Origin of the sequence: Pseudomonas sp. RGB (assembly GCF_007713445.1) — a bacterium.
Taxonomy (GTDB): Bacteria; Pseudomonadota; Gammaproteobacteria; order Pseudomonadales; family Pseudomonadaceae; genus Aquipseudomonas.
In genome coordinates, this window is the sequence record NZ_VMSH01000002.1 from 600,637 (window position 1) to 619,701 (window position 19,065).

The window sequence follows — 19,065 nt, forward strand, 5'->3', positions numbered from 1 at the left end:
GGGCCAATGCTAGCCCGGAAACCAACACAAATCTCAAAACATGTGGAGATCTAATGTGGGAGCGGGCTTGCTCGCGAATGCGGTGGGCCAGCTACTCATCTGCTGACTGATCCACCGCTTTCGCGAGCAAGCCCGCTCCCACAGGGAGATTGAGCCGATCTCAAGACTGTGAAGCATGCACTAACTCGGTGCACAAAGCAGTCTTGATTATTTCAGGCTGCCCGACAGGAACTGCTGCAACCGCTCAGACTGCGGGTTCACCAGCACTTCACGCGGGTTGCCACGCTCTTCAACGATGCCTTTGTGCAAGAACACCAGCTGGTTCGACACTTCACGGGCAAAGCCCATTTCGTGGGTCACCACCACCATGGTGCGGCCTTCCTGGGCCAGGTCCTGCATGACCTTGAGTACTTCGCCGACCAGTTCCGGGTCGAGGGCCGAGGTCGGTTCGTCGAACAGCATCACCTCAGGCTCCATCGCCAGGGCGCGGGCAATTGCCACACGCTGCTGTTCGCCGCCGGACATGTGGCCTGGGAACGCATCCTTACGATGGCCCACGCCGACTTTGGCCAGGTAATGCTCGGCTTTTTCACGCGCGTCTTTTTTCGACATGCCCAGCACGTGCACCGGGGCTTCCATCACGTTTTCAAGCGCGGTCATGTGCGACCACAGGTTGAAATGCTGAAACACCATCGACAGGCGCGAACGCATGCGTTGCAGTTGCTTCGGGTCGGCAGCCTTCATGGCGCCGTCCTTGTTGGCAACCAGTTTCAGCTCTTCGTTATTGAGCAGAATCTTGCCGGCGTGAGGTTGCTCGAGCAGGTTGATGCAGCGCAAAAAGGTACTTTTGCCTGAACCACTGGAACCGATGATGCTGATCACATCACCGGCCGCGGCGGCCAGGGACACACCTTTGAGCACTTCATGACTGCCATAGCGTTTATGCAGGTCTTGGACTTCAAGTTTGTACATGCGGTCGGTTCTCACAAAAACAGGTGGTCAGTCGTTGAGCAAGCGCCCGTGACGCAGCGCTTCGCGCCCCGCCACCTTGGCCAGCCAGAAACCCGCTTGGGCATAACGCAGCCGTTCAACGGCAAACAACACCCCGGACGTGCCCGCACACACAATGCTGACGCGGTCGGTCAAGGGATCAATCACTTCAAAAATCGGCTCGCCGGTCTCCACCCAGTCACCGGCTTTACGCAGGTAACTGATTACGCCGGCATGGGGCGCGAACAACAGCTCGGTCCCCTCGAATGGCAGGCCTTCGCACGGCTCATGCTGCGGCGCGGGCCATTCGCCCTTGATCAGGCCTTGTTCGGCCAGGAACGCGAGGATGCCTTCGGCGTGGAAGATCGCTTCGTCGCGGCCGGTGTCGGCCTGGCCGCCCAGCTCCAGCGTCGTCGCCAGGCACGCCAGCGGAATCTGCGCCTCGGGGAACGCCCGGGACAGGCGCAACCACGGCAGCGAACAGGCTTCATCGAACGAGCTGCCGCCGGAGTCTTCCGCCAGCAGGCCGACTTTCACATTCAAGTGCGCCGACAGCGAACGCCATTGCGGCCAGTGTTGCGGCAGCGCGTACATATGCAGCGCGGCTTCGGCATCGCAATGCAGGTCGAGGACGATATCGGCGGTGCAGGCGTGGCTGAGCAAAACGCGCTGCATGCCTTGCAGCTGGCTGCTTGGCTCGGGCAACGCGCTAAGCGCATCGCTCATCGCCTGACGGATCATGCGCACATTGGCGTGCGGGTCATCGCTCAGCTTGCCTTGGAGCAACGCGGCGACCGGCTCGCTCAACTCGACGAAATCACGGTTGAAGTTCTTGCCGCTGCCGACTTCGAAACGCCCCTGGTGGCTGCCTTGCAACAGCTGACCCAGGCCCATCGGGTTGGCCACTGGCACCAGCTCGATCACGCCATTGAGCGCACCTTGCTGTTCCAGTTCGGTGAGGCGCTTTTTCAGTTCCCAGGCCGCGCGCATGCCGGGCAATTCGTCGGCGTGCAGGCTGGCCTGGAGGTAGGCCTTGCGCTCGCCGCTGCCGAAACGAAACACGCTCAGCTGGCGCTCGCAGCCCAGGTGGCCCCAGGGCAACAGGTGATCGATACGTTCCATATCAGTGCTTCCGTGGCGCCAGGTAGCTGAGCCAGCGGCGCTCGGCCAGCTTGAACAGGCGTACCAGGATAAAGGTCAGGCACAGGTAGAACACGCCGGCCGTGATATAGGCTTCGAACGGCAAGTAGAACTGGGCGTTCACTGTGCGCGCGGCGCCGGTGATGTCGATCAGGGTGACGATGGACGCCAGGCTCGTGGTCTGCAGCATCATGATCACTTCGTTGCTGTACTGCGGCAGCGCACGGCGCAGGGCCGATGGCAGCAGGATGCGGCGGTACAGCTTGTAACGCGACATGCCCATGGCCTTGGCCGCTTCGATCTCACCGTTCGGCGTGGCCTTGAGGCTACCGGCGATGATCTCGGCGGTGTAGGCGCTGGTGTTGATCGCAAAGGCCAGGCACGCGCAGAACGTGGCGCTGGACAGCAGCGGCCACAGGAAGCTTTCGCGCACGGCCTCAAATTGGGCCAGACCGTAGTAGATCAAAAACAGCTGCACCAGCATCGGCGTGCCGCGAATCACGTAGGTGTAGAGCCAGGCCGCACCATTGACGATCGGCTGCTTGGACACGCGCATCAAGCCCAGGGGCAAGGCGGCGAGCAAGCCGAAGAACAGCGAGATGGCGAGCAATTTCAGGGTGGTCACCAAGCCGCCGAGGTACAGCGGCATGGCGTCCCAGATGACGTTGTAGTCGAAGATCATAGATCAGCCGCCCTTACGCCTACCGAGTAGCGCTTCTCAAGATAGCGCAGGGCCAGCAACGACACGCTGGTGATCACCAGGTACATCGCCGCCACTGCGAGGAAGAAGGTAAAAGGCTCGCGGGTGGCGTCTGCCGCCTGCTTGGCCTTGAACATCATGTCTTGCAGGCCCACCACCGAAATCAGCGCGGTGGCCTTGGTGAGTACCAGCCAGTTGTTGGTGAAACCAGGGATCGCCAGCCGAATCATCTGCGGCACCATCACCCGGAAAAAAACCTGGAAAGAGCTCATGCCATACGCAAGGCCGGCCTCGGCCTGGCCCTTGGGAATGGCCATGAAGGCGCCACGGAAGGTTTCCGACAGGTAGGCGCCAAAGATGAAACCCAGGGTGCCGATACCGGCGGCCAAGGGGTTCAAGTCGATATAGTCGTCATAGCCGAGCATCGGCGCGACGCGGTTCAGCAAGTCCTGACCGCCGTAGAAAATCAGCAGGATCAGCACCAGGTCGGGGATCCCGCGGATCACCGTGGAGTACAAGTCACCCAGCCAGGCCAACCAGCGCACCGGCGACAGGCGTAACGCGACCCCGATCAGACCCAGAACAATGGCCAAGGCCATGGACGACAAGGCGAGCTGAAGCGTCAACCATGCGCCATCGAGGATGACGGCCCCGTAGCCTTTCAACATGATTCAGGTCCTCGAAAAGGGGGATGAAAAAATGGCGCAAACCGCAGGAATTCTGTTGCTTGCGCCATTCTGGACAGACAGCTAGGACGAGTTACTTAGGGTCAGCGCCGTAAATATCGAAGTCGAAGTATTTGTCCTGGATTTTCTTGTATTCGCCGTTGGCACGGATCGCTGCGATGGCCGCGTTGATCTTGTCCAGCTCAGCCTTGTCGTCTTTACGTACAGCGATGCCGATGCCGTCGCCGAAGTACTTGGCGTCGGTGAACTGTGGGCCCACGAACGCGTAGCCTTTACCGGCCGGGGTTTTCAGGAAGCCGTCTTGCAGCAGGGTGGCGTCAGCCACGGTGCCGTCGAGGCGACCGGCTTCCACGTCCAGGTAGATTTCGTTCTGCGAGCTGTAAGGCACAACCGTGGCGCCTTTAGGGGCCAGGACTTCCTTGGCGAAACGGTCGTGGATCGAACCGCGCTGCACGCCGATTTTCTTGCCTTTCAATTCATCCAGGCTGTCGCTGACCGTGGTGCCTTCCTTCATCACCAGCTGCGCTGGGCTCAGGTAGTAGCGGTTGGTGAAGTCCACGGACTTTTTGCGGTCTTCGGTGATGGACATGGACGACAGGATCGCGTCGATCTTGCGCACTTTGAGCGCAGGGATCAGGCCGTCGAATTCTTGCTCGACCCAGACGCACTTGACCTTCATCTCGGCGCACAGGGCATTGCCGATGTCGTAGTCGAAACCGACGATGCTGCCATCCGGCGCCTTCGAGGCAAACGGAGGGTAAGCCGCTTCGATACCAATCTTCAGGGGCTTTTCATCAGCGAAGGCCTGCATCGACAGCACGGACAGCGCCAGGGCGCCCAACAGCACAAGTTTCTTCATCTTGGGACTCCATCGGTAGGGCAAAAAGCAGAATGAGCCGTGGCCCACGATGCGACTTAAGTGAAACCGAATAGCGGTGCTGCGTCCTACCCCGGTTCAGCATGGGAGACGACGAGCGAGTGATCGGCATTCTAACGACAGGCCGGAAGCCGATATTTCCTCAATGCGACAACAATTTACAGAAGCACTGAGAAAGCGGTTCCAGCACATTGACAGCCTCTGAATTTTATGCAGAGACAAAAGATATTAAACCTGTTGATGCTGCAAATTGCGGGCCTATTATTCGCAAACCCTTCTAGCACGGCAAGTCTGGCGTTTAATCTTATTTCAGAGGGTGTCTAAAACGGGGCTTTTCGGGGCACGGGCGTAGCACTTTGCCTCAGGTTTGGGCGTAGGGTTACACATTTGCAGGCTTCGGTAACATTCAGAAACGTCCTACGGGGGAAGTCGATATTTATTGGCTTGGTGGTGATGCCGGTCTGTCAGACCGCCACTTCAGCCAGGTTGAAATACCCTCCAAATGTGGGAGCTGGCTTGCCTGCGATAGCGGTCTGCCTGTTAGCCCGCCTGTGCCTGCCCACCCTCATCGCAGGCAAGCCAGCTCCCACAATGATTCGGTTTCGTCAGTGATAGCCAGTCAACAAAAAAGCCCCACCCAGCTCACGCCGAATGGGGCTTCGTCCCACCAACCCGCCTTACGCGACGTTCATGGTCTTGTGCGTTTCAATCAAATGCGCCACCACACCCGGATCAGCCAAGGTCGAGATATCCCCCAACCCGTCATATTCAGCCGTGGCAATCTTGCGCAGAATCCGCCGCATGATTTTCCCCGAGCGCGTCTTCGGCAAGCCCGGTGCCCACTGGATCACATCCGGCGACGCAATCGGCCCGATCTCTTTGCGCACCCAGTTTTTCAGTTCCAGGCGCAGCGCTTCGTTCGGCTCTTCGCCATTTTTCAGCGTGACATACACATAGATGCCCTGCCCCTTGATGTCATGCGGCACGCCCACCACCGCCGCTTCGGCGACTTTCGGGTGTGCAACCATCGCGCTTTCGATCTCGGCCGTGCCCATGCGGTGGCCGGACACGTTCAACACGTCATCCACACGGCCGGTGATCCACCAGTAACCATCCTCATCGCGACGCGCGCCGTCGCCGGTGAAGTACATGCCACGGAAGGTCTTGAAGTAGGTGTCGACGAAGCGGTCATGGTCGCCGTACAGCGTACGCGCCTGGCCAGGCCACGAATCGAGGATCACCAGGTTGCCTTCGGCAGCGCCCTCGATGATGTTGCCCAGGTTGTCCACCAACGCCGGCACCACACCAAAGAATGGCCGCGCCGCCGAACCCGGCTTGAGCGCGTGCGCACCCGGCAGCGGGCTCATCAGGGTGGCGCCGGTTTCGGTCTGCCACCAGGTATCGACGATCGGGCAACGGGATTGGCCGACGTTCTTGTAGTACCAATCCCACGCTTCCGGGTTAATCGGCTCACCGACTGAACCGAGCAGACGCAAGCTACTGCCGTCCACGCCTTCGCAGGCGGCGGTGCCGGAAGCCATCATCGCGCGGATCGCAGTAGGCGCGGTGTAAAGGATATTGACCTTGTGCTTGTCGACGATCTTGCCGACACGGGTGATGTCCGGGTAGTTCGGCACGCCTTCGAACAGCAATGTGGTCGCGCCATTGGCCAGCGGGCCGTACACGATATAAGTGTGGCCGGTGACCCAGCCGACGTCGGCGGTGCACCAGTAGATTTCGCCCGGGCGGTAGTCAAACACGCGCTCGTGGGTCAGGGCCGCATACAGCAGGTAGCCGCCGGTGGTGTGCTGCACGCCTTTGGGTTTGCCGGTGGAGCCGGAGGTATAGAGGATGAACAGCGCTTCTTCGGCGCCCATCTCTTTGGGCGCACACACAGTGCCCGCCACTTTCATCAGGTCTTCGTACCAGATGTCGCGATGCTGGTTCCACTTGATGTTGCCATTGGTGCGCTTGCACACGATGACTTTCTGGATGCTGCTGGTTTCCGGGTTGGTCAGTGCGTCGTCGACGTTGGCCTTCAGCGGAATTTTCTTACCGGCGCGGATGCCTTCGTCGGCGGTGATCACCACCTTCGACTTACAGTCAATGATGCGACCGGCCAGGGCTTCCGGCGAAAAGCCGCCAAACACCACGGAGTGAATCGCACCGATGCGGGTACAGGCCAACATGGCGACCACGGCTTCGGGGATCATCGGCATATAGATAGTCACCACGTCGCCGCGGTGCACATCCTGGCCGCGCAGGGCGTTGGCAAACTTGCAGACTTCTTCATGCAGCTCGCGGTAGGTAATGGTGCGGCTTTCGGAAGGGTCATCGCCTTCCCAGATGATCGCCGCCTGGTCGCCACGCTCGGCGAGGTGACGGTCCAGGCAGTTGTAGGAAACGTTCAGGGTGCCATCGGCGAACCATTTGATGTCGACATGGTGGTCGTCGAAAGAGGTCTGCTTGACCGCGGTGAAAGGCTTGACCCAGTCAAGGCGCTTGGCTTGCTCGCGCCAGAAGCCATCGGGGTTGACCACCGACTGCTGGTACATGGCCTTGTAGGTCGCCTCGTCGGTCAGCGTGCTGGCTGCTACTTCGGGGCGAACGGGGTACAGGGAAGCCGCACTCATCTTTCTTACCTCGGTGACAATAGTTGTTTTTGTATGCCCTGTTGTAGCCGGGGCGCCCCCATAGAACCATTCGACGATGGTAGTAACAAGCCCCTACAAATTGCCCCGCCATGCCCATTTACGGCTCTGGCCCGCGCCCTGCGTGGCTTTCCGGCTGGATGAAAAAACCTTTATCAGGGGATTGTTACAAAAACCGCCAATAGTGTTTATCAAAAGCACGGGTATATGAATATAACTCGCGAGCCTAAAATCAACTCCGCCAACAAGGCACCGTGATTAACAACGTAACAGCCCCCACGAAGGCAACGTTAATCCGAACTTCCCAACTCTTAAGTTACACACGCGGCCTCATAAGGGCCCCGTGACCCCTTTCGCCCTGAAGAAGGTAAGTAAAGAAATGAAAGCTCTCGTAGTTATGGCCCTCAGCAGCTTGTGCGCCACCGCCGCCCTGGCCGATGAGGCCCCGACCGAGCTGGCCGGCCAGAACGCCCCGATCGTTGAGGATTACACCTACAGCACTCACCTGGATGTTGCCAAAGTATTGTCCATGAGCACTGTTCCGGAAGTATGCCAAGTGGTACCGGTACAAATGGAATATGAAGACTCACACGGTCAACGTCATATTCTTAATTACCAAGTTATGGGCAACGGTTGTTCTAACGGGTAACAGGTTATTGAGTCAGGTTTAAACCCGGATCTTGGTCGCCGCAAGTAATCGTTCTTGCGGCCAAGAACCTATTTCGAACCCACCATGAAACAAATGTGGGAGCTGGCTTGCCTGCGATGGCAATTTCAGCCTTACCCACCTCCCAAAGCCCGCCATCTACCCGCCTCTCCTGCCCCCACAAAAACTATCCCACCGCCCGTCAAAAAATTCCTGTCCCGGCAAAGCCTTGCAAACACGCGTCTTGGCCGAAAACCAAGCTATTTTGGCGCTCAATCGTGACCATCCGCCGCAACACAAAGCCGAATTTTTCCCTATAATGCGCGGGTAAATCGGGCCTGCAATATCCCTTTACACTGGGATGAAGAGCCAGACCTTGAGCCTGCGCTGGAGCATGCACCTGTCGCTCCGCCCCTCAAGCCTCACGCAGAACACCCGTTACCCAATTCCGTTTAATGCCTGCGCGAGCTGTTGCAACAAACGATTCCTTAAGATCCACCGCGGCCTCTGGGCCGTGTGAACACCCAACCATCCGGTTTCACACGGGCACCTTTGAGCCCTCACGCAGGAGACGACACGTCATGCTGAGCTGGGACGAATTCGACAAAGAAGAAGAAGGCGAAGTAGCCGCTAAAGGCGCCAACGCCGGCCACGCCACCGAAGCCAACATGGACCGCCTCGACGGTGCCGGCGCCGCCGCCGCCATCGAAGCCCGCGCCGTCACCGCCAGTGACTCCGCCGCCATCGTGCGCGCCAAGGCTGCCCTCGACAAACTCGACGTCGCCGAAGGCCTTGCTGAGCTTGAAGGCTCCGCCGCCCGCGTCGCCGTTGACGAAAAGCGCATGATCAACTGCCGCGCCGACCTCAACCAACTCGTGCCCTTCAAGTACGACTGGGCCTGGCAAAAGTACCTCGACGGCTGCGCCAACCACTGGATGCCGCAAGAGGTCAACATGACCGCCGACATCGCCCTGTGGAAAAACCCCGAAGGCCTGACCGACGACGAACGCCGCATCGTCATGCGCAACCTCGGCTTCTTCTCCACCGCCGACTCCCTGGTTGCCAACAACCTGGTCCTGGCCGTGTACCGCCTGATCACCAACCCGGAGTGCCGCCAGTACATCCTGCGCCAGGCCTTCGAAGAAGCGATCCACACCCACGCCTACCAGTACTGCATCGAATCGCTGGCCATGGATGAAGGCGAGATCTTCAACATGTACCACGAGATTCCATCGGTCGCCAAAAAGGCCGCCTGGGGCCTCAAATACACCCGCTCGATCTCCGATCCGAAGTTCGAAACCGGCACCGTCGAAACCGACAAAGAACTGCTGCGCAACCTGGTCGCCTACTACTGCGTCCTGGAAGGCATTTTCTTCTACTGCGGCTTCACCCAGATCCTGTCCATGGGCCGTCGCAACAAAATGACCGGCGTGGCCGAACAGTTCCAGTACATCCTGCGCGACGAGTCGATGCACCTGAACTTCGGTATCGATGTGATCAACCAGATCAAAATCGAAAACCCGCACTTGTGGGATGCCGAGATGAAGGAAGAAGCGACCCAGATGATTCTGCAGGGGACTCAACTGGAGATTGAATATGCGCGGGATACCATGCCTCGCGGTGTTCTCGGCATGAATGCGGCGATGATGGAGGACTATCTGAAGTTCATCGCGAACCGTCGCCTGTCGCAGATTGGCTTGAAGGAAGAGTATCCAGGGACGACGAATCCGTTTCCTTGGATGAGCGAGATTATGGACTTGAAGAAAGAGAAGAACTTCTTCGAAACCCGTGTGATCGAGTACCAGACCGGCGGCGCGCTGAGCTGGGATTAATTCCTAAGTCGGCAACATCAAGAAGCCCTGACATGTTCAGGGCTTTTTTATGCTCCGTGATCTGAATATTTCCAAATTCAGAGACGGTCAAATCCCACCAGACTGTAGGAAATTTCGTAGACGCAATAATGGCTACTCAGTATCGTCCGAGGGTTTTCTACCCTCGGCGGCTGTATGGATATTACGAAAGAAAAAACGGACTGGAACGACGCTGAGCTGACAGCGGCGGTAGAGGCGTACTTGAAGATGTTGGCCTGGGAAAAGAGCGGCCAACCTTTCAACAAAGCACTCGAAAACCGCCTTCTGCGTGAAGGCCCGGTAGCGGGCCGTGCGAAGGGTTCTATTGAGTTTCGCATGCAAAATATCTCTACCGTGCTCGTCCGTATGGGCTGGGACCGCATCGAGGGCTATAAGCCCGCCAAAAATGTGGGCTCAGGCGTAGAGCAACGCATCCGCAATGCACTGGCCGCAAAGGGCGTGTTCGAATCAGAAGATGCTGCTCAAACGGCAGACGAGCAAACGCTGATCCGCCGCGCATCCAAACTGCAGCGACAACCCTTCCATAAGCTACCCGACGGCATAGCCCAGCCACAGAAGGTATCGACCGTCAGCACTGCCTTTGTCCGCGACCCAAAGGTACGCGCCTGGGTACTAAAACAAGCCAACGGCATTTGCGAAGGCTGCGGCTCTAACGCACCTTTCGAGGTCGACGGCCAGCCATTTCTCGAAGTACATCACGTCAAGCACCTCGCCCAGAAGGGTTCGGATCGCACCAGCAATGCTGTAGCCTTGTGCCCCAATTGCCATCAGCGTTGTCACCGGTCGAGTGACCGGGAGGCTTTCACCGAGTCGCTTTACGCCAAGATCGGAAGATTGGCACGGGAGTAAACTCCTGCTGTCACACCTGATGCACGCTTAATAAACACTAGATAGGACCGAGGCCAACCCGTGAACCCAGACATGCTCGAAGCCGGCCCAATGGACGCCAAAGTACTTTCCGTCTTTGACTTCGACGGCACCCTGACCCATCACGACAGTTTCGTGCCATTCCTCAAGTTTGCCTTTGGCACCGGTGAGTTCTACGGCCGGATGGTCAAGCTCGCGGTGCCGGGGCTGCGTTTTTTGCTGCGGCAGATCAGTCGGGATGAGTTGAAGGCGCAATTGATTCGCACCTTTATGACTGGGGTTGAGAAGGCGTGGGTTCAGCAGCAGGCTGAGGCGTATTGCCAGCGCACGTGGAGCAAGCTGATGCGCCCGACTGGGTTGCAGTCGGTGGCGGATGAGGTGAAGTCCGGGGCGGAGGTGACGTTGTGTTCGGCGTCGCCGGCATTGGTGCTGCAGCCGTTTGCAAATCGGCTGGGGATCAAGTTGATTGGCACTGAGCTTGAGGTGGTGGACGGGGTGTTGACTGGCAAGCTCACGGGGAATAATTGCCGCTGTGAGAATAAGGTGCTGCGGCTTGAGGCGGTGTATGGGGATTTGGGCGATTATCGGCTCAGGGCCTGGGGCGATACCCGTGGGGATCGGGAGTTGTTGGCGGCGGCGCAGGATGCGCATTTTCGGCATTTTCATTCGAAGAAAAAGCAGGGCAAGTTGCAGCGGTGATGCGGGTGGGTGGGGTCGGCGGGTGGACCGAGGTGATCCCATCGCTGCCTCGCTGGGGCTCGAGAGCTCCCACATTTTGATCGGTGCAGGCCAGACAGCGCACTAGCATGGGGTGCTGGGGGTCGATACAAATAGCGGGGTCGGCAGCGGACCGAGTCGATCCCTTCGCTGCCTCGCTGGGGCTCGAGAGCTCCCACATTTGAGCATCGCCGGCTCATCGTTCAGCGTTCGGCTGGGCTTTATGTCGCGGCTTTTAGGTCTACGCCCAGGGCTGTGGCGAAGGCTTTTACCATTGGGCTGCGTGGGGCGTTGTGGCGCAGGATCAGGTTGAAGGCGGTGCTTAGGTGAACCTGCTCCGGGCACAGTGCGCGCAGGCGCCCTTCCCTGACCAGTGGCGCGGCGTAGTGTTCGGGCAGGAAGCCTAGGAAGCGGCCGGTAAGGATCAGGATGGCGACGGCTTCAACCTGTGAGGCCGAGGCGGACTGGCTATCGTAGGTGACGAAGTTGGCTTTGTCGCGATGGATTGCATACCGGTGGTTGACCACTTCGTATTGGCGCAGCACTTCTGGCGTGATGTCGCTCGCGTTGAACAGTGGGTGTCCTACGGCGCAGTAGGCGTGGGCTTTTTCTTCGTACAACGGGAAGTAGTCGAATTCTTCGCGGCGTTGATACACCGGGACGATGCCGACGATCAGCCGCCCTTCCACTACGCCGCGCTCAACTTCGTCCAATTGCGAGGCATGTAGGCGCAATCTAATTTTTGGCGATTCGCTGTGTAGTTTCCCTAACGCGGTAATTAGCGGCGAATTAACGTCGGAGACGGTGTTATCAATAACGCCCACACTAAGGTCACCAATAAGCTCGTTTTGCGCCGAACTAAGCTTGTCGCGAAAACTGTCCACCGAGGTAAATAACTCGATGGAAGCCTGATACACCAACTTGCCTTCTTCGGTCAGGCCAAAGCCTTCCCGGCCCCTTGTACACAGGCGCATGCCGATGCGAATTTCAAGGTCGGAGATCTGCTTGCTGATGGCCGCCAGGCCCACGTTCAGCTCGTTTTGCGCGGCGCTGAAGCCGCCGGCTTCGACCACCGCCATGAACACGCGCAGTAATTTGAAGTCCAGCCCGCTCAGTTGCAGGGGCGGTCGTGTGCCGGGTTTTGGCGGCATGTTTCCAGAAGTGGAAAGTGGGGTTTCCATAATACGCGTTGACCTCAAGTGCCATATTCAACAGGCTTCAACCCAATCCTTGAACATAGCCAGGCGGCGATAATGGCCGTAAACATCCGCCCTTGGCAACCTTGAATATAGCGGGTTGAACAGCACACAGAGGCTGATTTAACACCCGTAAAAACCTGACACTACGATCAGGTCTTTTTAGTTTTTTACTGCCTCCGACTCTTCTAAAAACAAGCGTGAGGAATACCGATGTCCCAGCCCACCGACCGTCTTTGGGGTGCTCGTTTCAAGACCGGCCCGTCTGCAGCTTTGGCCGCGTTGTCGCGTTGCCCTGAGCGCTATTTTCGCCTGACGCCCTACGACCTGGCCGGCTCCCGTGCCCATGCCCGCGAGTTGCAACGCGCCGGTTTGCTGGATGACTCCGAGACCCTGCGCACCCTCGAAGCCCTGGACCGTATCGGTGAGGACTTCGCCGCCGGGCGCCTGCATCCAACCCTGGATGACGAGGACGTGCACACCTTTATCGAACGCGTATTGACCGAGCGCCTGGGCGCCTTGGGCGGCAAGTTGCGCGCCGGGCGCTCGCGTAACGATCAGACCGCCAATGATCTGCGCCTTTTCCTACGCGACCATGCGCGCACCATCACCACCGAGGTGTTGGGTTTGCAGCAGGCGTTGGTAGAGCAGGCTGAGCAGCATGTCGAAAGCATCTGCCCGGGCTTCACGCACTTGCAGCAGGCGCAACCGATTGTGTTTGCCCACCATTTGCTCGCCCATGCGCAATCGATGCTGCGCGATGTGCAGCGCCTGGTGGATTGGGATGCGCGCACCGCGTTGTCACCGTTGGGTGCTGCGGCCATGGCAGGCTCGGCGATTGCGCGTCAGCCAGAGCATTCGGCCAAGGAAATGGGCTACACCGGGCCGTGCGAAAACTCTATCGACGCTGTCGCCAGCCGCGACCATGTGGCGGAGTTCCTGTTTGTGGCGGGCATGCTCGGGGTGAATATTTCGCGGCTGTCGGAGGAGTTTTGCCTGTGGTCGTCGCGCCAGTTTCGCTGGGTGGTGCTGGACGATGCCTACGCCACCGGCAGCTCGATCATGCCGCAGAAAAAGAACCCGGACATTGCCGAACTGGCGCGGGGCAAGGCTGGGCGTTTGATTGGCAACCTGACTGGGTTGATGTCGACGCTCAAGTCGTTGCCACTGTCGTATAACCGCGATCTGAGTGAAGACAAGCACAGTGTGTTGGACAGCGTGGACACCTTGTTGCTGGTGCTGCCAGCGATGGCCGGGATGGTCGCGACGATGAAGGTGCAAGTTGAAGAGCTGCGGCGTCAGGCGCCGATGGGCTTCACCTTGGCGACTGAGGTGGCGGACTGGTTGGCCACGCGCGGTGTGCCGTTCAAGGAGGCGCATGAGATTACCGGCGCCTTGGTGCAAGCCTGTGAGAAACACGAGATTGAGTTGTGGGAAGCCTCACCGGCGATGTTGGCAGAGGTGGATGCCCGGCTGCTGCCGGAGGTGCGGGACTGCTTGACCCTGGAAGCGGCAATTGCGGCGCGCAGTGGTTGGGGTGGGACGGCGCCGGAGCGGGTTCGGGAACAGATTGGGCGGTTGAAGACTGCCTTGGCTGAGCAGCAGAGATGGGCTGAGAGTTATCAGGGGTTTCGGATTTAAACCTGGGCCTTTGTGGTGAGTTTGCTGGCGCTTTCGCAGGCAAGCCAGCTCCCACATTTGAACCGTGTTTTAACAGTTGGATCGAGTACAGCAGTGGAGTAGCACCATGAACCAAACCCCGGCGGAGCGCTTGGAAGCTGAGCGCAAGTTGTCCGAGAACCAGTTCGATATCACGCAGTACGAGCACGTACCGCGTCGTTATTACGGGCGGATGTTTTTTGCCACGTTGATCGTGATCGCATTGGCCGCGTTGTTGCGCGCCTTTGCCAATGGCCAGATCGAATGGTCCTACATCGGGCAGTTCCTCACGTCTGAGGCCATTCTGTGGGGCCTGGTGAACACCATCGTCATGTCGATTCTGGCAATGGCGCTGGGCGTGGTCATCGGCGTGATCACGGCGATCATGCGCATGTCGGCCAACCCGATCCTGCGCTACGTGGCCATCACTTACACCTGGCTGTTCCGCGGTACGCCGCTGATTCTGCAGCTGTTGCTGTGGTTCAACCTGGCGCTGATTTTCCCGGTGATCGCCATACCCGGCCTGTTCAGCATCGACACCGTCGACCTGATGACGCCATTCGTGGCCGCGCTGCTCGGCCTCAGCATCAACCAGGGCGCCTACACCGCCGAAGTGGTGCGCGCCGGCTTGCTGTCGGTCGACACCGGCCAGTACGAAGCCGCCAAGTCCATCGGCATGCCAAGCCTGCAAGCGCTGCGTAGGGTGATTCTGCCGCAGGCGATGCGAGTGATCATTCCGCCGGTAGGCAACGAGTTCATCAGCATGGTGAAAATGACCAGCCTGGCCAGCGTGATCCAGTATTCGGAGCTGCTGCACAACGCGCAAAACATCTACTACGCCAACGCCCGCGTCATGGAGCTGCTGATTGTGGCCGGCATCTGGTACCTGGCGGTGGTGACTGTTCTTTCATTTGGTCAAAGCCGCCTCGAGCGTCGTTTTGCCCGCGGCGCCGGCAAGCGTTCGTAAGTCTGGGTTGAGGAGATTTGCCCCATGAGAAGCATCGTCAAGGCCGTCAACCTGAACAAGTATTACGACGAGTATCACGCGCTGCGCGACATCAATATCGAGGTCGAGCAAGGCGAAGTCATGTGCATCATCGGCCCGTCCGGCTCGGGTAAAAGCACGTTGCTGCGCTGCGTCAACCAGCTGGAAAAGATCGACAAGGGCGGCCTGTGGGTCGACGGCGAACTGGTCGGTTACCGCGTCGTCGGCAACAAGCTGCACGAGATGAATGAATCGCAGATTGCCCGCCAGCGCCTGGCGACCGGCATGGTGTTTCAGCGCTTCAATTTGTTCCCGCACATGACCGTGTTGCAAAACATCATCGAAGGCCCGGTGCAGGTGCTCAAGCGCTCGCCCAAGGAAGCCATCGAAGACGCGCTGGAGTTGCTGGCCCGCGTCGGCCTGGCGGACAAGCGCAATGCCTACCCGGTGGAATTGTCCGGCGGCCAGCAACAGCGTGTGGCCATTGCCCGCGCGCTGGCGATGCGCCCCAAGTTGATGTTGTTTGACGAGCCCACGTCAGCCCTCGACCCGGAGCTTGTAGGCGAAGTGCTGTCGGTGATGCGCGATTTGGCCACCACCGGCATGACCATGATCGTGGTCACCCATGAGTTGGGCTTCGCCCGCGAAGTCTCCAACCGCATGGTGTTTATGGACGCCGGCCAGATTGTGGAAGCCGGCAGCCCTGAAGAAATTCTAATAAGCCCACAAAACCCGCGTACCCAAAGCTTTATTTCTGCCGTTCGCACTTAACTAAAAAACTAACGAGAACGCCCCCATGAAAAAATTGTTTATCCCAACGTTGCTTGCGGGCCTGATGGCCTCCTCGTGTGTATTCGCGGCATTGCCGGCGGCAATCAAGGACAAGGGTGAGATCAGCGCGGCCATCGTGCCGAACTACCCGCCGATGGATTTCAAAGACACCGCCACCAACAAACTCACCGGCCTGGACTTCGACCTGGGCAACGCCCTGGCTGAGCGCCTGGGCGTGAAGATCAAGTGGCAGGAGACCGGCTTCGAGCAGATGCTCAGCGGCCTGACCACCAAGCGCGTCGACATCGTACTGTCAGGCATGAGTGACACCGCCGAGCGCCAGAAGGCCGTGACCTTCATCGACTACTTCACCAGCGGCCCGCAGCTGTACACCCTGGCCAAGCGTGAAGACCTCAAGGAATTGACTGACCTGTGCGGTAAAAAAGTCGGCACCAGCCGCCGTACCACCTGGCCGTCGGAAATTGCCGCGTGGAGCAAGGAAAACTGCGAAGCGGCGGGTAAGCCAGCGGTCGTGGTGATCGGCACTGAAGGCTCTGCGGATGCGCGTGCGCAATTGCAGCAAAACCGTTTGGACGCGGCGATGCAGGGCAGCGAGACGATTCCTTATTTGATGTCGTTGGACAAGGGCAAGTACAAGCCAGTGGGCCTGGCGATTTCCAAGCAGTTCACGGGGCTGGGGATTGAGAAGAGCAACACCGAGCTGGTCACGGCGATCAGTGAGGCGTTGCAGGGCATGATTGATGATGGCACGTACGGCAAGATCCTGAAGAAGTGGGATCTGGAACAGGGTGCGGTGGAAAAAATCAGCATCAATGCCGGGCAGTAACTTGATCTAAATGTGGGAGCGGGCTTGCTCGCGAATGCGGTGGATCAGTCGGTAAATTTGTCACTGACACATCGCATTCGCGAGCAAGCCCGCTCCCACATTTGAATTGTGTTGTATTGGAAAAATAATAAGGACATCCGCCCCACCGTGGCCACCTACTCCCTGGTAATCCGCCGCCTGATGATCTGCTCGGTGACCATCGTCGTCAGCCGCGCCATGACCAGTCCGCTGCTGGCCCTTTGGCTGAGCACGCGCCTGGGCCTCAACCAGCAGGACATCGGCTTGCTGATGGGCATCGCCGTGTTCATCGCCACATTGCTCGGCCTGTATGGCGGCTACGTCATTGACCGCCTGGAAAAGCGCAAGCTGCTGATCCTGGCCATGCTTTCCAGCGCCATCGGATTTTTGTTGCTGACCTTTGCCAGCAACCTCTACCTCACCACCCTGACCCTGGTGATTACTGAAGCCGCGTCGGCACTGTTCCTGATCGGCTCCAAGGCCATCATCAGCGAAAACCTGCCGGTGGGCGACCGCGCCAAAGTATTTTCCCTGCGCTACACCCTTACCAACGTCGGCTATGCCACCGGCCCGATGGTGGGTGTGGTGATCGCCGGGCAGATCCCCTGGGCGCCGTTCCTGATCGCCAGCGCCATCGCCCTGGGCAGTGTGTTCCTGATGATCGGCATTGCGCCGACCCAACGCAACAACAGCAACAAACCCCTGAGTTTTCTCACGACCCTGCGCACGCTACGCAGCGACCGCACGCTGATCCTGTTCACCAGCGGCAGCCTGTTGAGCACCATTGTCCACGGGCGCTATACGCTTTATCTGTCACAGTTCCTGCTGGTGGCCTACAAGCCCGCCGAGGCGCTGAAGATTCTGTCGGCGGTGCTGGCCTGCAACGCTATCACCGTGATTTTGATGCAGTACCAGATCGGCCGTTTTCTCAAACGTGAACAGCTGCGCTACTGGATTGTGCTGGGCACGTTGCTGTTCATTGTCGGGCTGATCGGTTTCAGTCTGGCGGACAGCCTGATGACCTGGTGCCTGGCGATGTTCGTGTTCACCTTGGGCGAGATGATCATTTACCCCTCGGAATTCCTGTTCATCGACACCATCGCCCCGGATGCGCTGCGCGGCAGTTATTACGGTGCGCAAAACCTGGCGGCGTTTGGCGGGGCGATGAGCCCGGTCATTTGCGGATACCTGCTGATCAATGCGCCGCCGGTCAGCATGTTCTATGCCCTCGGCGCATTGACCGCGGTAGGCGGCACCTTGTGTTTCCTGAGTGGGCGGCGTGTAGCCGGTACACCGCCTCTCTAATGTGGGAGCTGGCTTGCCTGCGAAAACGGTAGGCCAGCTTGCCTATCCGTAACCTGACACACCGCTTTCGCAGGCAAGCCAGCTCGCACATTTTTTGCTCTGCGTAGCAGCTTCTATTTGCGTAATATCCAGCCACTCACCTCACGGATCCGAGCCCCATGAAATTCGACACGGCCTACAGCCTGAGTCTCGATGACAAACTGTCGATCTACGACGTACGAGACCTGAATTTCGACGAAACCAGCCCTTTCGACTCCGACAAGGACAGCTTCCTGTGCCCCAACGATGAATGCCGCGCGGCGTTCGATGCGGGCAATGCGCTCAGCACCTTCAACGCAAAAAACGTCAACTATCAGCGCACGCCGCACTTCAAGAACAAGGCCAGTACCCAGCACATTGCCGGCTGCCGCTACGCCAGCACGCACAAGACTGCGGCCGGCGAAACCGATGACGAGCGCGAGGATAATTTCCCATCGGAGTGGGTCCTGACGCGACGCCAGTACGAGCGCAAGCCTGCCTTGACGGGCACCGAGACAGGCATCCCACACGATTCGACGAAGGTTGCGTCTACTCGTACCGGTTCGTCCCACAGCGCCAGCGACTCTACCCCGGACAAAACCAGCGTGTTCGCCCACCCGGTGGAATGCTATGTGTCGAATATCGACGACAAAGACAAGCTCAAGAGCATGCCGCTGAAGATCGGCGATCACACGGCAACCTACTGGACGTTTTTCAAGAAAATCGAGTACCTGCAGGACAACAACGGCCTGATCTACTGGGGCAAAATCAAGCAGATCAAGGACTACACCGCCAGCTTTCGCATCGATTTCGAAAAGAAAGTGTGGCTCGACAAGAAGCCCTACTCGGTCAACGTCTACCTGAGCAAAAAACTCATCGACAACTACCGCAAGCGCACGGCGTTCCTGGAACAGATCAAGGCGGCGGCAGACAGTAAAAAGGCGCTGTACTGCTTCTTTTATGGGGTCACGCCGCAATTGAAACAGGTGCCAAGCAAGAAGAACCCCGAGCAGACATTTGGGGTTTTCAGCGCGAATATCGAGAACCTGGATCACTTGATCATTCGAGAAGCGCCGGGCGTGGAATAAAGCGCGGCTGAAACGCCAATAAAAAAATCCAGT

At 58.6% G+C, this 19,065-nt stretch carries 17 protein-coding genes; 10 read left to right on the top strand and 7 right to left on the bottom strand.

The features are described from left to right. Positions 1-207 precede the first annotated feature (207 nt). From FPT15_RS06475 to acs, 6 genes are all read right to left on the bottom strand, one after another. On the bottom strand, positions 208-972 hold the full coding sequence (locus tag FPT15_RS06475; protein ID WP_003214336.1) for an ABC transporter ATP-binding protein: 765 nt from the start codon (positions 970-972) through the stop codon (positions 208-210). A 27-nt stretch (positions 973-999) separates the two neighbouring features. Continuing rightward, positions 1,000-2,112 (bottom strand): succinylglutamate desuccinylase/aspartoacylase family protein, encoded by a 1,113-nt coding sequence (locus FPT15_RS06480; RefSeq protein WP_145159379.1) that lies wholly within the window; start codon positions 2,110-2,112, stop codon positions 1,000-1,002. A 1-nt stretch (position 2,113) separates the two neighbouring features. Continuing rightward, on the bottom strand, positions 2,114-2,812 hold the full coding sequence (locus FPT15_RS06485) for an ABC transporter permease (protein WP_106576111.1): 699 nt from the start codon (positions 2,810-2,812) through the stop codon (positions 2,114-2,116). After that, positions 2,809-3,498 (bottom strand): ABC transporter permease, encoded by a 690-nt coding sequence (locus tag FPT15_RS06490; RefSeq protein ID WP_032886746.1) that lies wholly within the window; start codon positions 3,496-3,498, stop codon positions 2,809-2,811. The genes FPT15_RS06485 and FPT15_RS06490 overlap by 4 nt, the downstream gene beginning before the upstream one ends. A gap of 91 nt (positions 3,499-3,589) precedes the next feature. Next, positions 3,590-4,375, bottom strand: a complete 786-nt coding sequence (locus FPT15_RS06495) for an ABC transporter substrate-binding protein (protein ID WP_145159381.1) — start codon at positions 4,373-4,375, stop codon at positions 3,590-3,592. Positions 4,376-5,070: 695 nt separating this feature from the next. Continuing rightward, positions 5,071-7,026: an acetate--CoA ligase gene (gene acs, locus FPT15_RS06500; protein ID WP_145159383.1), complete on the bottom strand. Its 1,956-nt coding sequence runs from the start codon at positions 7,024-7,026 to the stop codon at positions 5,071-5,073. Positions 7,027-7,423: 397 nt separating this feature from the next. On the opposite strand from acs, the gene FPT15_RS06505 reads away from it, so the two are divergent. The 4 genes from FPT15_RS06505 (at position 7,424) to FPT15_RS06520 (ending at position 11,127) form a co-directional block, all read left to right on the top strand. Next, positions 7,424-7,693, top strand: a complete 270-nt coding sequence (locus tag FPT15_RS06505) for a DUF2790 domain-containing protein (RefSeq protein ID WP_145159385.1) — start codon at positions 7,424-7,426, stop codon at positions 7,691-7,693. A 578-nt stretch (positions 7,694-8,271) separates the two neighbouring features. Continuing rightward, positions 8,272-9,522: a ribonucleotide-diphosphate reductase subunit beta gene (locus FPT15_RS06510; protein ID WP_032879817.1), complete on the top strand. Its 1,251-nt coding sequence runs from the start codon at positions 8,272-8,274 to the stop codon at positions 9,520-9,522. A 174-nt stretch (positions 9,523-9,696) separates the two neighbouring features. Continuing rightward, entirely contained in the window at positions 9,697-10,410 is a 714-nt protein-coding gene (locus FPT15_RS06515) for an HNH endonuclease (protein WP_145159387.1), read from the top strand. A 72-nt stretch (positions 10,411-10,482) separates the two neighbouring features. Then, positions 10,483-11,127: an HAD-IB family hydrolase gene (locus FPT15_RS06520; RefSeq protein WP_145159589.1), complete on the top strand. Its 645-nt coding sequence runs from the start codon at positions 10,483-10,485 to the stop codon at positions 11,125-11,127. A 239-nt stretch (positions 11,128-11,366) separates the two neighbouring features. Here the strand turns inward: FPT15_RS06520 and FPT15_RS06525 are convergent, their stop codons facing one another. After that, positions 11,367-12,326 carry a LysR family transcriptional regulator gene (locus FPT15_RS06525; protein WP_145159389.1) on the bottom strand — a complete coding sequence of 320 codons (960 nt, stop codon included), beginning with the start codon at positions 12,324-12,326 and terminating at the stop codon, positions 11,367-11,369. Positions 12,327-12,554: 228 nt separating this feature from the next. On the opposite strand from FPT15_RS06525, the gene argH reads away from it, so the two are divergent. The 6 genes from argH (at position 12,555) to FPT15_RS06560 (ending at position 19,032) form a co-directional block, all read left to right on the top strand. Then, positions 12,555-13,982 (top strand): argininosuccinate lyase, encoded by a 1,428-nt coding sequence (argH, locus tag FPT15_RS06530; RefSeq protein ID WP_145159391.1) that lies wholly within the window; start codon positions 12,555-12,557, stop codon positions 13,980-13,982. A gap of 106 nt (positions 13,983-14,088) precedes the next feature. Continuing rightward, a complete protein-coding gene (locus FPT15_RS06535; protein WP_017134649.1) occupies positions 14,089-14,967 on the top strand; it encodes an amino acid ABC transporter permease in 879 nt (292 codons plus the stop codon). A 24-nt stretch (positions 14,968-14,991) separates the two neighbouring features. Next, complete coding sequence (locus tag FPT15_RS06540) at positions 14,992-15,756, top strand: amino acid ABC transporter ATP-binding protein (RefSeq protein ID WP_119741579.1); 765 nt, start codon at positions 14,992-14,994, stop codon at positions 15,754-15,756. A 25-nt stretch (positions 15,757-15,781) separates the two neighbouring features. Further along, positions 15,782-16,603 (top strand): ABC transporter substrate-binding protein, encoded by an 822-nt coding sequence (locus FPT15_RS06545; RefSeq protein ID WP_145159393.1) that lies wholly within the window; start codon positions 15,782-15,784, stop codon positions 16,601-16,603. 147 nt (positions 16,604-16,750) lie between these two features. Continuing rightward, positions 16,751-17,926, top strand: a complete 1,176-nt coding sequence (locus tag FPT15_RS06550) for an MFS transporter (RefSeq protein WP_145159395.1) — start codon at positions 16,751-16,753, stop codon at positions 17,924-17,926. A 158-nt stretch (positions 17,927-18,084) separates the two neighbouring features. Next, positions 18,085-19,032 carry a hypothetical protein gene (locus FPT15_RS06560; protein WP_145159399.1) on the top strand — a complete coding sequence of 316 codons (948 nt, stop codon included), beginning with the start codon at positions 18,085-18,087 and terminating at the stop codon, positions 19,030-19,032. Positions 19,033-19,065: the final 33 nt, after the last annotated feature.

Bases quoted from the DNA above. Each gene is read 5' to 3' on its own strand.
- FPT15_RS06545 (WP_145159393.1), top strand. From the start codon at position 15,782: ATGAAAAAATTGTTTATCCCAACGTTGCTTGCGGGCCTGATGGCCTCC.
- FPT15_RS06525 (WP_145159389.1), bottom strand. From the start codon at position 12,326: ATGGAAACCCCACTTTCCACTTCTGGAAACATGCCGCCAAAACCCGGC.
- acs (WP_145159383.1), bottom strand. From the start codon at position 7,026: ATGAGTGCGGCTTCCCTGTACCCCGTTCGCCCCGAAGTAGCAGCCAGC.
- FPT15_RS06475 (WP_003214336.1), bottom strand. From the start codon at position 972: ATGTACAAACTTGAAGTCCAAGACCTGCATAAACGCTATGGCAGTCAT.
- FPT15_RS06540 (WP_119741579.1), top strand. From the start codon at position 14,992: ATGAGAAGCATCGTCAAGGCCGTCAACCTGAACAAGTATTACGACGAG.
- FPT15_RS06560 (WP_145159399.1), top strand. From the start codon at position 18,085: ATGAAATTCGACACGGCCTACAGCCTGAGTCTCGATGACAAACTGTCG.
- FPT15_RS06520 (WP_145159589.1), top strand. From the start codon at position 10,483: ATGCTCGAAGCCGGCCCAATGGACGCCAAAGTACTTTCCGTCTTTGAC.
- FPT15_RS06480 (WP_145159379.1), bottom strand. From the start codon at position 2,112: ATGGAACGTATCGATCACCTGTTGCCCTGGGGCCACCTGGGCTGCGAG.
- FPT15_RS06495 (WP_145159381.1), bottom strand. From the start codon at position 4,375: ATGAAGAAACTTGTGCTGTTGGGCGCCCTGGCGCTGTCCGTGCTGTCG.
- FPT15_RS06515 (WP_145159387.1), top strand. From the start codon at position 9,697: ATGGATATTACGAAAGAAAAAACGGACTGGAACGACGCTGAGCTGACA.
- argH (WP_145159391.1), top strand. From the start codon at position 12,555: ATGTCCCAGCCCACCGACCGTCTTTGGGGTGCTCGTTTCAAGACCGGC.
- FPT15_RS06535 (WP_017134649.1), top strand. From the start codon at position 14,089: ATGAACCAAACCCCGGCGGAGCGCTTGGAAGCTGAGCGCAAGTTGTCC.
- FPT15_RS06490 (WP_032886746.1), bottom strand. From the start codon at position 3,498: ATGTTGAAAGGCTACGGGGCCGTCATCCTCGATGGCGCATGGTTGACG.
- FPT15_RS06510 (WP_032879817.1), top strand. From the start codon at position 8,272: ATGCTGAGCTGGGACGAATTCGACAAAGAAGAAGAAGGCGAAGTAGCC.
- FPT15_RS06485 (WP_106576111.1), bottom strand. From the start codon at position 2,812: ATGATCTTCGACTACAACGTCATCTGGGACGCCATGCCGCTGTACCTC.
- FPT15_RS06505 (WP_145159385.1), top strand. From the start codon at position 7,424: ATGAAAGCTCTCGTAGTTATGGCCCTCAGCAGCTTGTGCGCCACCGCC.